Here is a 13,960-nt window from a genome sequence, read left to right as displayed (position 1 = left end):
CGGAGGGAGGGGAGGTGAGAGCCTTCCCTACCCCTATTGTCCTTATATCTCAGAACAGGGAAAATCATCATGAAACAACCATTTAAGGGACGATTCTGGACAAGCCGGAATGACAGAAAGGGGCAAGGATGGCAACAAACTAAGCAACTACCGCTTACTTATGAAGGAAAACAAATTTACCGTGGCGCGCGGTTGCGCTTTTGCCTTTATAACGTATATACTATAGCTATCAATGGAATCATACCCTGTGAAGATATAAGGCGGGCAGATTATGAGACTAAAAAACGCTGCTCTTGTATCAGTGCTTTCTAATTCAACCCTTGTAGTGTTCAAGATAATGGCCGGTACAATTACCGGCAGCGTAAGTATGATCTCTGAGGCGATTCACAGCTCCATAGACCTCGCGGCGGCGATAATGGCCTTTTTCAGCATAAGACAAGCCGGTGTGCCGCCGGACTCAGACCATCCCTACGGACATGGAAAGATTGAAAACCTGAGCGCCGTGGCTGAGGCCGTGCTTATTATCATTGCGGCGGTGTTGATTGTCCTTGAGGCAATTGATAAACTCAGGACGGGCGTTCGATTGTCTATGCCCGGTGTGGCAATTGCGGTAATGGTGGTGTCGGTTGTAGTTAATTTTTTTACTTCCCGCTATCTGTTTAAAGTCGCAAAGCAAACTGATTCTCCCGCCCTTGAGGCGGATGCCAAACACCTCTCGGCGGATATTTATAGTTCACTTGCCGTATTGGCAGCCCTTGTCTTAATCACGCTGACAGGCCGCCATATTATAGACCCCATCGCGGCCGTCAGTATTTCACTTTTGATTTTTTACGAGGGTGTTATGATAACAAAAAAATCTATCGGCGCCCTCCTTGACAACTCGCTGCCGGAGGAAGAGGTCACGTCAATAAAAAAAATCCTTGATTCTAAGTCAGATTACATTAAAGACTACCATGAACTGCGAACCAGAAAGGCCGGAAGCGAAAGGCATATTGATTTGCACCTTACCGTGTGCGCTAACGAAACGATTGCCAAAACCCATACTACAATGGATATAATAGAGGGCAGCATCGCTAAAGAGCTGAACAACTGCAAGGTGGTAATACACCCGGAGCCATGCACCATTATGACCGATATGTGCCCGGGTGAGTGCGGCTGGAATAAGGACAACGGAGGGAAAACGCGTGGATAAAGCTCTAAGTATTCTGATAGTTATACAACGGGACATTGCCGTGCGGGATGTTACAAAAGGCACGTTGAGGTACGTCGGCTACACTGCCATTCATACTGTCAATGACCCCAAAAATGTCGTTGAATTCCTGTTACGCGAGAAATGTGACCTAATAATAATAGACCACGATTCCATCATAAACTCAAAGACAGACTTCTTAAACACGATTAAGTCTCATCCTACCCTTGGCCATAAACGAATAATCCTGCTCTATAAGGATGAACTCAATGCCAGCGAATTAAAACAACTGTATAACGACGGCGTGAGCGCAGTCTTAAAGTTTCCCTTTCAAATGACAGACGTCCAGAAGGCCATAAGCGACGCCACGAGGAGTGAGTCCTCGGTAGTGGCCGAGACGTACGCGAAAATCAGGCAACTGGATTTCTTTTCTTTTATGACAGACGAGGACATCGTAAAACTCCTCAGGATGAGTAAACTCAGGCGCTACAAGAAAGACGAACTCATCTTTGACGAGGGGCAGCCCGGCGACAGGTTTTACGTCATTGTTGACGGCTCTATCTCCATTTACAAGCAATTGGAAAGCGGCAAGATAGAGCGCCTCGCAGAACTTAAGAAGGGCGAGTGTTTCGGGGAAATGGCCCTGCTTGAGGATTCCACGCGTTCAGCAAGGGCTGTTGCAAACGAAGAAATTATGCTCTTTGAGCTTGACAAGGCCATTATGAACAGCTACGACGATATAATTACGTTAAAATTATATAAAAAGTTTGCCTATATATTCAGTGAACGCCTCAGAAGGGCCGACAGGAAGATCAGAGACCTTGCCCTTTACTCATATAAAAATCCGGAAAGCCCGGCACGTTGATTAGAGCCTGGCCGCCCCGTCTCTGATAACACGTATCTGCCCGTTGATTATCGCCACGATAGTGGATGGGAGGCCGCCTCTTGTCCTGCCGCCGTCAATTATCAGGTCAATCGAATTTCCAAAGTAGTCAAGGACGGTTTGCGCGTCTGACGGCGGCGGTGCGTTTGATATATTTGCACTGGTTGAGGTCACGGGAAACATGGCGTACTTTGCCAGCCCCGCCGCCGGTGCCCCCGGCACCCGTACCGCCACCTTGCCGTCTTTGCCGGTGATAAAGGAAGACAGCCCCGCTTTGGCATTAAAAAGTATCGTCAGAGGCCCGGGCCAGTACCTCGCGGCCAAGGCCAATGCCACAGGGTCAATTACCCCGGTCAGAAGCCCAAGCATATCAACATCCCCCACAATAAGTGGAAATGGTTTATCGGGGGGCCTCTTCTTAAGCTCCCACAGCCGCCTCAGCCCTTCGCTGTTGTCGTAGGCTACACCGAGTCCGTAGAATGTCTCCGTAGGGTAGGCGATTATCTTTCCCGCTTTCAGATATTGTAACGCGGTCTCAAGGGCAACCTGCTCAGGGGTTTCTGACAATCTTAGGAGCACAGCAGAATTATACAGCGATGTCCTGAAGTTTTTTGGCCTCGAAATGTGTTGAGAGGGTCTCTATGATTTCCTCCATATCGCCCTCAAGCACCTGCGTGAGCCTGTGCAGGGTAAGCCCAATTCTGTGGTCGGTAACCCTGTTTTGGGGGAAATTGTATGTCCTTATGCGCTCGCTTCTGTCGCCTGAGCCTACTTGTGATTTTCTTGAGTCGGCGCGCATGCGGTCTTGTTTTTCTATCTCCATGTCGTATAGTCTTGATCTGAGGACCTTCATTGCCCGAATCTTGTTCTTCAGTTGGGAGCGTTCGTCCTGGCACTGCACGGTAACCCCCGTCGGTATATGTACAATCCTGATGGCCGAATATGTGGTGTTTACCCCTTGTCCACCGGGGCCTGATGAGCAGAATGTATCAACGCGAAGGTCTTTTTCGTCTATTTTTAGATCAATCTCCTCGGCCTCTGGCAGCACGGCCACAGTTGAGGCGGATGTGTGTATCCTTCCTGATGCCTCAGTAATAGGCACGCGCTGAACCCTGTGGACGCCGCTTTCGTATTTCAGCTTGCTGTAAGCACCGCGTCCTGAGATGGTGGCGGTCATCTCTCTGTTGCCCCCAATGCCAGTGGGGTTGGAGTCTATTATTTCCACCTTCCAGTTCTTCAGCTCCGCATATTTGGAGTACATACGAAACAGGTCAGTCACAAACAGGGCGGCCTCCTCGCCTCCTGTGCCGGCACGGATTTCTATTACGACATTCTTACCGTCACGCGGGTCTTTGGGCACAAGCATCAGTTTCAGTTCTGTCTCAATTGCGGGGATTTTGACCTTAAGCTCGTCAATTTCCTCTCTTGCCATCTCACTAAGTTCTTCGTCTGAGGTGTCCTTTATTATTGACTCCGCCGCCTCTAAGGCGTCAAGCATCTTTCTGTAGCTTTGTATTTTGCCAATAAGAGGCTCAAGGTCAGCGCTCTCTTTCGAGAACCTGAGATAGTCCTTTTGCGACGAAAGGATGGCGGGGTCTGAGAGTTTTGCTGTAATCTCTTCGTATTTTTCCTCTATGGCGTTGAGTTTTTCAATCATAAGCTTGTTTGTCCATCTCTGGCATATCAGGCTTTAAGCCGGGGACAACCTCGGCGAGGGCACGCAGGGCTACCTCTATCTGTGAGTCATCGGGGTCTTTCGTGGTGATGCGCTGAAGCAGCAATCCGGGTTGAATCAAAAACTTGATTATCGGATTGGCGCTTGCCCTGGCCGAATATCGTAACACCTCATATGAACAGCCCGCAATCAGCGGTATCAGGACTACCCGCGAGCCGAATTTCCATGAAAAATCCCAGGTCTTTGGTATGATGGAAAAAACAAGGATACTCATCAGCATGACGATAAAGAGAAAACTCGTGCCGCATCGCGGGTGGTGGGTGCCAAATTTTTTTATGCTTGAAAGCTCCATATCTGTCCCTGCCTCAAAGGCGAATATTACTTTGTGCTCTGCCCCGTGATACTCGAAAATCCTCCTCATGTCCTTCCACAGGCTTATCACAAAGATATAAACCACAAAGAACCCTACCCTTAAAATGCCGTCCGCTATATTAAAAAGAAAAGAACTCTCAGCAATTGGCCTGACAACCAGCGCGAGGAGTTTTGTGAGATACAGCGGCAGAAATAAGAAAATCCCAATCCCCATGACAAAGGCAAAAAGCATCGTCAGCGTAATCGTGGCTGAACTCATGGGCTTTTCCCCTTCGTCTTCGTCAAGGGCCTTTGAGGCGGAGTAATTTATGGCCTTCACGCCAAGGGCAAGCGACTGGTAAAGCGCGTAAACACCTCTGATAAACGGTAGTTTCAGAACCTTTGGCAGTGGACGCAACCGCTCCTTCTTAACGTGAATAACGCCCTTTGGGTCTCTCACGGCAACAGACCATAAATCCTTCGACTTCATCATAACACCTTCGATGACGGCCTGTCCGCCTACTTTCATTTCCGAACCTACGCCTTTGTACCCGCATATTTCCTCTTAAATTTCTCTACACGACCCTCAGCGTCAACAATCTTCTGCTTTCCGGTGTAAAACGGGTGGCACTTTGAGCAGATGTCAACAGTAATGGCCGGCTTTGTTGACTTGGTCTCAAACACCACACCACAGGCGCATGTCGCCTTTGCGTCTTTGTAATTAGGATGTATTCCCTCTTTCAACGGCTGCCTCCTTGTATCAATTCAAATATAGAATACTGATTATAACATATACAGAACGATTTTAAAAGGCCTGATTTTGCCCGGAGGAAAAAAATAATGGTATGGGAATTTCGGTTGCAGCCATACGCTTTAAACATCTCAAAATGTTACAATACTATCAAATGTCCAAGCGATATGATAAGATTCTGAAAGAAATCCTGAAGGATGTGGTAGATACCCTGATAACCAGGGTAATCGGCTTGAAAATCGTTAAATCTACGGCAATAGAGACCAAACTTCAAATAACAAACGAACGCGAGGCCGACTTTATTTTACGGGTAGAACTGGAAGATGGCTCCATATCTTTGTTACATATCGAATTTCAGGCGACCAACTATTCTAAGATGGTATATCGGGAGCTGCGGTATTGGGTTTATCTGACAGAAGTTCACGGAATTCAGCCGGTGCAATACGTGTTTTACATTGGGAATGAGCCGCTTACGATGAAAGACAGCCTTTCAACAAAGACAACGACCCATAAATATAATCTCATTGATATGCGGGATGTTGACTGTGAAAAGTTTTTATATTCGGATAAGCCTGAAGAGGTAATAATATCTATTTTGTGCAATTATCAGAAGAAAGGTGTTAAAATATTTATCAGAGAGATACTTGAGCGATTAAATGAACTGGTGCCGGAGGAAACGCTCCGTGGTAAGTACATAAGGCAGGTGGAAGTCCTGTCGCAGTTGAGGGATTTACAGTGCGAAGTGTCTAAGGAGGCAGAGGCTATGGCATTAGTATATGATTTAGAGAGAGATATAAGATTCAGGCAGGGGTGTGAGCAGGGGATGACAAAAGGAATAGAGCAGGGGATGATTAAGGGGAAACAGGAAGGCTTGCTTGAGGGTGAACAGAGGGGCCAACTCAAGGGGTTGCTTGAAGGCAAGCGGGAAGGCCTGCTTGCGGGTATAGAGTTAGGACTTGAACTAAAATATGGTTTAACCGGAGTTGCGCTGATGGACAAGGTTCGTGTCCTGCCGACCATAGATAAATTGGACGAATTTAAAAATCTCATCAGGAAAGCCGCCTCGGCGGAAGAATTGAAAGACTTCTTGGGGAACACTCAAGAATGAACTCGTTTGTCATCGTCATTACGGAACAAGGCAAGAAGCAATTGATGACATCACTGACCACGACATAGAGGTTTTCTATAACAATCAGAGAACTCAGGCTCGGCTCGGATTCCTATCCCCAGCCACTTATGAAGAACAGTTCTATGAAAAAAGAGCTGTGGCATGAATGAATTGGTGTCCGCTGTTGACATCACACCTCATATTGTTTTCAATCAAACAGGGAGGAGTGTCTATGTACCTTATTAAAGCATTGTTTAATTTCAGGAAACTTGAAGCATTGATGCCGGTGATAGCTATCGCATGTCTTTTTTTGGGCATATTGACGGCAAAATCATCATTTGCCATGAGCAGCTATGTAGCGTCATGGCTATCCTCACTTATTGATTGTTACAAGTATGCGTCTCCTGTAGTCATTTTTCTCGTTTTAGCTTATTCACTATCTTATATTTTTAAAGAGAGCAGGGGGGAGTTCGCGGCGAGGGCGATTTTATTTTTTTTTAAAACCAGGTTGATAGCCTGTATATGGGCGGTAGCCTTCACTTCTCTTTGCCTGAGATTGCCGTTGCTTCCACGCGCTTTTAACGGCTCTTTCAGCGAGTTCAGCGGCTCGGTCATTACATTGATGTCGTCCTTGTCCAGAAATGCGTTTTCATATGCGATAGTATTGGCCGTTTTGGTTTCTTTGCTGTCGAACAAATTTACTTCCATATATAAGATTGTCAGTGTTCCTACCAAACTGATTGAGAAATTTGGCGATATCCTTTTTCCTCTCATACCGGTTTTCATGTTTATGGTTGGAGTTTACATATACTCCCTGCCTGATGAGGTAAACAATATTATGATAAAAGAAGGTTCAGGCGCTATGGATTTCCACAACTTTAAAGTCTTTGGCATGTCGCTTGCGGCAGACAGCGCAGGGGGATTGTTTGCCATTTATATTGTTATTTCAATGTTTGTCGGCGTGGCCACATTGCTATGGCATTTGGGGTTTGTATTTTTTGTCAGGAAGGTTGTAAGTGGTTTTTCCATTAAACATTATTTTTCCAATTACTGGATACAGATGTTTCCGTTTTTGTTTGCCACGGCCTCAGAGTCGTTATCAATGCCTCTGAATCTTGCTTTGGTTAATAAACATTTTCCCGAAATAAACAAAATGGTAAGAGACTTTACCGTTTCCATTGGAAGTTATATCGGTATTAATGGAACTTCAATATGCGTTTTTGTAATGGCCGCATTTGTGGCAAAATTAGTCGGAGTGGAGCTTTCTTTTTTTGAACTTTTGATAAGCATCCCAATAGTGGTCATTATCGGGCTTGGGGTGCCCGGAATCCCTGGGGAGTTGTTGCTTTTTGGCGCTCCCCTTGCGGCCTTTTATAACCTTCCGGCTGCTGTTGCCACCGTTTTCATAACTATCTTTGTGGGATTGCAGCTAGGGCTGCCGGATTCGTTCCGCTCAGGGGTCAACTCCACGGACAACAGCCTTGTCTGCATCTACCTGAACTCACTATATGAGGAGAAAGACATCTGATTGACTGTAATTTCGTGGGGACATGCGGCAGTACAAAGGGGGGAGCATGGCTCCCCCCCGCGTTTGTTGTAGCTTCGCTTGTTCCGGCTATTTCTTAAATGTAGCCGTTACTGCGCAATTGGCGGTAATCTTGTCGGTCGTGTATATATTACCGGACAAGGAACCTCCACATCCACTTACTGAGGCGGTGTAACCTGCGGCCGGTGTTACTGTGAACTTCATTGTGCTGCCACTGGCAACGCTCTGCGCCGTGGCGGGGCTTATCGTCCCATTGGCTCCAGCCGATGGGGTGACTGTGTAGAGAATCGGATAAAAATACGCTGTTACAGTGCAGTTAGCGGCAATGGCAGAGGTTGTGTAAACATTGCCTGAGAGCGAACCGTTACAACCACCACCTACCGAGGCGTAGTAACCGGCATTCGGCGTTAAGGTGAATTGTGCCGTCTTACCGGAGGCAACTGTCTGCGGGGTTGCCGGGCTTATTGTTCCATTAGCTCCGGCTGATGGCGTTACCGTGTAGCCAGCAAAGGTAAAACTTGCAACTACTGTACAGTTAGAGGTAACGGCGGAAGTGGTGTATGTATTACCTGAGAGAGTTCCATTACAAGTGCCGCCAACCGACGCGGTGTAACCGGGGGCCGGTGTAACAGTAAACTTCAAAGTACTGCCACTGGTAGCGCTCTGCGCCGTGGCGGGGCTTATCGTGCCATTGGCACCAGCCGAAGGCGTTACTGTGTAGATAACCGGATAAAAATATGCGGTTACCGTGCAGTTAGCGGTAATGGCGGAGGTTGTGTAAACATTGCCTGAGAGCGAACCGTTACAACCACCACCTACCGAGGCGTAGTAACCGGAGGCCGGCGTTACGGTGAATTGTGCCGTTTTACCGGAGATAACGCTCTGAGCGGTAGCAGGGCTAATCGTGCCATTAGCGCCTGCCGACGGGGTTACCGTGTAGGTAACGGCGGTAAACGAGGCAACTACCGTGCAGTTGCCGGTAATGGCGGAGGTTGTGTATGTGTTGCCTGAGAGAGTTCCATTACAAGTGCCGCCAACTGAGGCGGTGTAACCGGTGTTTGGCGTTACTGTGAACTGCTTTGTGCCGCCGTTTGCCACAGTCTGAGCGGTAGCGGGGCTAATTGTGCCATTAGCGCCCGCCGACGGGGTTACCGTGTAGGTAACGGCGGTAAACGAGGCAACTACCGTGCAGTTGCCGGTAATGGCGGAGGTTGTGTATGTGTTGCCTGAGAGAGTTCCATTACAAGTGCCGCCAACTGAGGCGGTGTAACCGGTGTTTGGCGTTACTGTGAACTGCTTTGTGCCGCCGTTTGCCACAGTCTGAGCGGTAGCGGGGCTAATTGTGCCATTAGCGCCTGCCGACGGGGTTACCGTGTAGGTTGTCGTAGTGTTGTTATTAGAGAATATTACCTGAACAGGGACGTCAGTGGTCGTGTTAGTGGCGTTGCCCAGCGCTCCATAGTAGTTGTATCCCCAGTCCCATACAGTCCAATTGCTCTTCAGTGCCGCCGAGTGCAGACACCCTGCCGCAATGGCGCTGACGCCCGTTAAACCGCTTACCTGTACGGGTGTGTTGGCACTTGAATAAGAGCCATTGCCTAGCTCGCCGTAGCCGCCATAACCCCAAGTCCACACAGTCCCGTCACTTTTCAGCGCCATCGTGTGGTAACCGCCACCGGCGATGGCGGTAGCTCCGGTTAAACCACTTACCTTCACAGGCGTATTGGCACTTGAATAAGAGCCATTGCCTAGCTCGCCGTAGCCGCCATAACCCCAAGTCCACACAGTCCCGTCACTTTTCAGCGCCGCCGAATGGAAAAGGCCGCCGGATATGGCAGTGACGCCCGATAAAGCAGTTACCTGTACGGGCTTATAGCTGTCCGTATAAGAGCCATTGCCTAACTGGCCATAGGCATTATAACCCCATGCCCACACAGTCCCGTCACTTTTCAGCGCTATCGTGTGATAACCATTAGTGGCAATAGACGTAACGCCCGATAAACCACTTACCTGAACGGGCTTATTGCTGTATGAATTTGTGCCATTGCCTAACTCGCCGTTAGAGTTGTCTCCCCATGCCCATACTGTCCCATCGCTCTTGAGGGCCGCGGTGTGGAATGCCGCACTGGAGATGGCGGTAACGCCTGTTAAGCCGCTTACCTGAACGGGCTTATTGCTGTCAGAATAAGAGCCGTTGCCTAACTCACCATAGCCGCCATAACCCCAAGTCCAGACCGTGCCATCGCTTTTCAGCGCCGCAGTGTGGTATCCACCAACAGAGATGGCGGTGACGCCCGATAAACCAGTTACCTGTACAGGCGTGTTGCTGTCCGTATTTGTGCCATTGCCTAACTCACCATAGGCATTATAACCCCATGACCATACGGTGCCGTCGTTTTTCAGCGCTGCCGTATGGTAAATTCCGGCTGAAACGGCGATACTAACAGATGAGACCGTCGCCGATGGTGTTACACTGTTTGAAGCGGAGGACGCCGCACCTGAGCCAACGCTGTTAATCGCCTTAACCGTGAATGTATAAGCAGTGCCGTTTGTCAGGCCGGATACCGTTATAGGTGACGCAGACGCCGTGGCAGTCAGGCCACCGGGGCTGGATGTTACCGTATAGCCTGTTATCGCGCTGCCTCCGTTGGACGCGGGGGCTGCGAAGGACACGATTGCCTGAGCGTTGCCGGGCGTTGCGGTTACCGCGGTGGCCACACCAGGTACTGACGCCTGAGGCGTTACGCTGTTTGAGGCTGAGGACGCCGGGCCTGAGCCAGTGGCGATGTTTGCCTTAACCGTAAATGTATAAGCGGTGCCGTTTGTCAGGCCGGTTACAGTAACGGGTGACGCACTCCCTGTTGCGGTTATCCCGCCGGGGCTGGATGTTACCGTATAGCCCGTTATCACGTTACCGCCAGTGGATGCCGGGGCTGTGAAGGAAACCGTTGCCTGGCCATTTCCGGCAGTTGCGGTTACTGCTGTGGGCGCTCCCAGCACAGAAGATGTGGGTGTTACGCTGCCTGAGGCGGAGGACGCCGGGCCTGTGCCAATGGCGTTGATTGCCTTAACCGTAAATGTATAAGCAGTGCCGTTTGTCAGGCCGGATATGGTAATTGGCGATGACGACCCCGTAGCGGTCAGGCCACCGGGGCTGGATGTTACTATGTAGCTTGTTATCGGGCTGCCACCGTCGGATGCCGGGGCTGTGAAGGAAACCGTTGCCTGGCCATTTCCGGCGGTTACCGCCGTTATCGCCGGTGCCCCTGGTACTGATGTAACAGTTAAAGAGATGGTCGAGGTGTTGCCGGAGCTGTCCTTAACTGTGATGGTTGTCTGGCCGGCTGAAACACCGGCAATGGTAACTGTTGCACCGCTTACGGAGGCCGTTGCAATTTGGGCATTTGCGGTAGTGGCAGAGTAGGGCGACTGGCCGCCTGAAACTGTCGCGGTGCCTGATGAGCTGGCCTTTACTGTCAATGAGGCAGGGGTTACTGTAATACTTGGTGACGGGTATGCTATTGTGGCCACGCCGAATCCCACCACGCCCGTAACCTGCGAGTACGCTATTCTGAAGTAACCCTTTTCACCCCAACTGGCACCCCATGAATTTTTTACGATAAAATACTGCTGCGCGTCATTGTAGCCCACGATTAGTATTGCGTGGAGACCTTCATAAGGGCCGCTTACGTAGCTATAGATACCGCTGGTATAGTAGAAGAAATCATAATAAACCGCCATAGTGGTTACTAACGGGCCGTACAGATTGAGAGCGTTTCTTAACGTGTCAACAGTGGTGGTGGAAGTTGAAACCCACTGCCACGAGCTTATCGCGTTCGCTGCGGATACGCGGCTGCCACAAGCGCTTGAGCATGAGCCGTTGGTTGCCGTGTATACGTAGCAGGACTCCACTGGCAAACCTGTATTGCGTAAGAAGTCCGAGGCATAGTTGATATAACCACCGTTGCAGCTTCCGGCGCCGCTGCATGAAACCTCTACCTGCTCGGACAAGTCTAATGAATAGGGGGTGTTGTTGTCCTTGCCGGGGGTATTATTTTTCCTCAATGTGTAGGACTCTAACGCGGCGGTTGTGCTGAATGCCCAGCAAGAGCCGCAGTTTCCCTGATCTTTAACCGACGTGACCCAGTTGCCATTGTTATTTCTCCAATCAAGGCTTGACGGCAGGGTTGACCCTTGCGTCAGCGGGGCGAGCCGCTCATGCCCTGTCAGGGTAGCCTGGATAAGTCCTAAACGCCCTTGCCTTTGCTCATCAGTCAAAGACGAAAGGGGTGTTTCACCTGCCTGCCACTGCGCACCGGCTTCCCTGATAGCTGAGTTCAGCTCCGTTGACTTAAGAGCCTCACCGGCATAAACTATGCCTATTAGTGCGCAAATCAATCCAACTACTAACCCTGCCATTAGAATCGTCCTTTTCATGTTCTCCTCCTGTTAATCTGATATTTTTCTATTGCCTTGATTTTAGGATAACAGATAAATGGGCGGTGAGTATGTCATTTGAATTACATAGGCTATGTAATCCTGATTACAAAATCAGGAATTTTTCTAAAAAAGATGGGGAAAAGCAAAATAAGCCCTCTGCGCTGGTGGTAATATAGCCGTCAGTCTTCCATTGATTGACGGTAGCCGTAACTGTCTCCCGCGCAAGCCCGCTCATGTCGGCGATTTCCTGATGGGTCAGCCTTATGGTTAAGACGATAGAATCATTGTCTTTTTTCCCATAGCGGTTGATATAGTTCTTAAATAGCAGCCCCAGTTTCTGCGGGGCCTTGTTATAGGACAGCCTCTCGATAATTTCATTTGCCTCCCGCAGGCGAAAACACAACTCGCGCAGCATACCAAGCAGGAGTTTGGGCTGGGAATGGAGCAAGCTGCAGAAATCTTCTTTATAAATAACGGCAATCATGGTCTTTTCCATAGCGCATACGGTGGCGCTATTGGTCTTGCCGTCAATCAACGACATCTCCCCGAAATAGTCTCCGCTTTGCCGAATCGCCAGAATCATTTCTTTGCCCTCAGAGTTGGCAAGGCTGATTTTAACCCTTCCATAAATGATCAGGTACATGAAGTTATTGGAGTCGCCCTCGTGCATAAATTTGGCGTTTTTATCATACTGCCGAATGTGCACCTTGCTGATAACAATGCGAAGCTCGTCCTCGGATAGATGTGAAAACACAGGACTGTGCCTCAAAACGCCGATGAGCATGTTCGCTTCCTTTTCCATTATGCCCCCGTCCTCAATCCGTCCCATTTCTTTAGCCGCCAGTATAACTATGATACATTAAGTTGATGATAAACCATCATCTTAGTAAAAATCAAGATAAATTCATAACTAAGTCCCGCCTTTGCCAAACCGTTAGATATTCGTGCAAAAATAACACTTGACAACTTATACAAGTAGTGGTATTATAGTAAATAGAGCAATTATTAGTACCAGCAGACATTGAGCAACTTTTCTCCTTAATCCCGATGTCAAGCCAGTGCGCAGGCCGTAGTGGAGAGATGCGGCTTGACAAGTTTACGGGAGGCCGTTTTGTGAGGGAAGGTTGAAAAAGGCAATAGAAATATAAGGAGAATCGAAAATGTTTAATATAGAAGATATCCTTTACCGTATGATTGGCCCGGGGCTTTTGGCGGGTCTGGTATTGGTCGCGTTTATTTGCGGGGCATCCCCCGCATTGGCCGCCACCGCGCCAGACCTTTTGTCTAACAGCACATTCGCTGTTACATCCAGCACTTTGGCCAATGCCAACCCCACCACTCTAAATGGAGATGTCTGTTATACTACACTCTCCGGTAGTCCACCTACAACTAACGGCACGGTATTTGGGTCTTGTACAACACAAATAACGGATCAACAGACTGCCCTGGATAATCTGAATGGCCAGAGCTGCACAGATATTGGCCCTGGTGCGGTTGATCTGGCCTTGATATCCATTAGTGGTGGTGCCGCAGGGGTCATCCCTCCCGGTTGTTATTACACCGCCGGGGCGATGAGCATCGGCTCAACAGTCCACCTCAGCGGCACTGGCGTCTATATCTTCAGATCAGCGGCCCTTAATACAGCAGACAATACAGTCATTTCCCTGGACGGTGGCGCCTGCGCAGACAGTATATTTTGGGCTCCAGGCGCAGCCACGACACTTGGAGCAAACTCTACATTTTCGGGAACTATTATTGATAATTCTGGTGTCACAGCAGGACATCTTTCTACCGTGACAGGAAGACTAATGGTGTCTGGCGGTACGGTCACGTTAGACGCGGATACTATTACTGTCCCAACCACTTGCGCGACACCAACACCGACGCCAACACCAACACCGACGCCAACGCCGACGCCAACACCAACACCGACGCCAACACCGACACCAACGCCGACGCCAACGCCGACGCCAACACCAACACCGACGCCAACACCGACACCAACGCCGACGCCAAC

Annotated in this window: 12 protein-coding genes; 6 read left to right on the top strand and 6 right to left on the bottom strand. The window is 49.3% G+C overall.

The window, feature by feature from the left end:
- Positions 1-271 precede the first annotated feature (271 nt).
- The gene (locus AB7D94_RS07645) at positions 272-1,192 is read left to right on the top strand and encodes a cation diffusion facilitator family transporter (RefSeq protein WP_420265179.1); all 921 of its coding nucleotides are present in this window, start codon (positions 272-274) and stop codon (positions 1,190-1,192) included.
- A complete protein-coding gene (locus AB7D94_RS07640) occupies positions 1,185-2,054 on the top strand; it encodes a cyclic nucleotide-binding domain-containing protein (RefSeq protein WP_420265178.1) in 870 nt (289 codons plus the stop codon). The genes AB7D94_RS07645 and AB7D94_RS07640 overlap by 8 nt, the downstream gene beginning before the upstream one ends.
- Here AB7D94_RS07640 and AB7D94_RS07635 read toward each other — a convergent pair whose 3' ends face one another.
- Genes AB7D94_RS07635 through rpmE form a run of 4 tightly spaced genes read right to left on the bottom strand, consistent with a single transcriptional unit; the run spans position 2,055 to position 4,842 of the window.
- On the bottom strand, positions 2,055-2,651 hold the full coding sequence (locus AB7D94_RS07635; RefSeq protein WP_420265176.1) for an L-threonylcarbamoyladenylate synthase: 597 nt from the start codon (positions 2,649-2,651) through the stop codon (positions 2,055-2,057).
- Positions 2,652-2,658: 7 nt separating this feature from the next.
- Positions 2,659-3,729: a peptide chain release factor 1 gene (gene prfA, locus AB7D94_RS07630; protein ID WP_420265175.1), complete on the bottom strand. Its 1,071-nt coding sequence runs from the start codon at positions 3,727-3,729 to the stop codon at positions 2,659-2,661.
- Complete coding sequence (locus tag AB7D94_RS07625) at positions 3,722-4,627, bottom strand: DUF1385 domain-containing protein (protein ID WP_420265173.1); 906 nt, start codon at positions 4,625-4,627, stop codon at positions 3,722-3,724. The genes prfA and AB7D94_RS07625 overlap by 8 nt, the downstream gene beginning before the upstream one ends.
- A gap of 8 nt (positions 4,628-4,635) precedes the next feature.
- Complete coding sequence (rpmE, locus tag AB7D94_RS07620; protein ID WP_420265171.1) at positions 4,636-4,842, bottom strand: 50S ribosomal protein L31; 207 nt, start codon at positions 4,840-4,842, stop codon at positions 4,636-4,638.
- Between the two features lie 101 nt (positions 4,843-4,943).
- On the opposite strand from rpmE, the gene AB7D94_RS07615 reads away from it, so the two are divergent.
- From AB7D94_RS07615 to AB7D94_RS07605, 3 genes are read left to right on the top strand one after another with little or no spacing between them, the layout of a single operon-like run.
- A complete protein-coding gene (locus tag AB7D94_RS07615) occupies positions 4,944-5,957 on the top strand; it encodes an RpnC/YadD family protein (RefSeq protein WP_420265170.1) in 1,014 nt (337 codons plus the stop codon).
- 40 nt (positions 5,958-5,997) lie between these two features.
- Positions 5,998-6,123, top strand: coding sequence for a hypothetical protein (locus AB7D94_RS07610; protein ID WP_420265181.1), 126 nt, complete (start codon positions 5,998-6,000; stop codon positions 6,121-6,123).
- A complete protein-coding gene (locus AB7D94_RS07605) occupies positions 6,124-7,485 on the top strand; it encodes a cation:dicarboxylate symporter family transporter (RefSeq protein ID WP_420265169.1) in 1,362 nt (453 codons plus the stop codon).
- A gap of 87 nt (positions 7,486-7,572) precedes the next feature.
- On the opposite strand, the gene AB7D94_RS07600 is transcribed toward AB7D94_RS07605, so the two are convergent.
- Entirely contained in the window at positions 7,573-11,940 is a 4,368-nt protein-coding gene (locus AB7D94_RS07600; RefSeq protein WP_420265168.1) for an RCC1 domain-containing protein, read from the bottom strand.
- Positions 11,941-12,046: 106 nt separating this feature from the next.
- Positions 12,047-12,745 (bottom strand): Crp/Fnr family transcriptional regulator, encoded by a 699-nt coding sequence (locus tag AB7D94_RS07595; protein WP_420265167.1) that lies wholly within the window; start codon positions 12,743-12,745, stop codon positions 12,047-12,049.
- Positions 12,746-13,103: 358 nt separating this feature from the next.
- Here AB7D94_RS07595 and AB7D94_RS07590 point away from each other — a divergent pair.
- The coding region (locus tag AB7D94_RS07590; RefSeq protein ID WP_420265166.1) for an ice-binding family protein at positions 13,104-13,960 on the top strand (857 nt) is incomplete at its 3' end.

This window comes from Candidatus Magnetominusculus dajiuhuensis (assembly GCF_046044395.1).
Taxonomy (GTDB): Bacteria; Nitrospirota; Thermodesulfovibrionia; order Thermodesulfovibrionales; family Magnetobacteriaceae; genus Magnetominusculus; species Magnetominusculus dajiuhuensis.
Note: the sequence above shows the minus strand (reverse complement) of the source record. Positions and strands in the feature narration are given on the sequence as shown.

Coding starts and splice junctions, on each gene's coding strand:
- AB7D94_RS07615 (WP_420265170.1), top strand. CDS start 4,944: ATGGGAATTTCGGTTGCAGCCATACGCTTTAAACATCTCAAAATGTTA.
- AB7D94_RS07645 (WP_420265179.1), top strand. CDS start 272: ATGAGACTAAAAAACGCTGCTCTTGTATCAGTGCTTTCTAATTCAACC.
- prfA (WP_420265175.1), bottom strand. CDS start 3,729: ATGATTGAAAAACTCAACGCCATAGAGGAAAAATACGAAGAGATTACA.
- AB7D94_RS07625 (WP_420265173.1), bottom strand. CDS start 4,627: ATGAAAGTAGGCGGACAGGCCGTCATCGAAGGTGTTATGATGAAGTCG.
- AB7D94_RS07600 (WP_420265168.1), bottom strand. CDS start 11,940: ATGAAAAGGACGATTCTAATGGCAGGGTTAGTAGTTGGATTGATTTGC.
- AB7D94_RS07605 (WP_420265169.1), top strand. CDS start 6,124: ATGAATTGGTGTCCGCTGTTGACATCACACCTCATATTGTTTTCAATC.
- AB7D94_RS07595 (WP_420265167.1), bottom strand. CDS start 12,745: ATGGAAAAGGAAGCGAACATGCTCATCGGCGTTTTGAGGCACAGTCCT.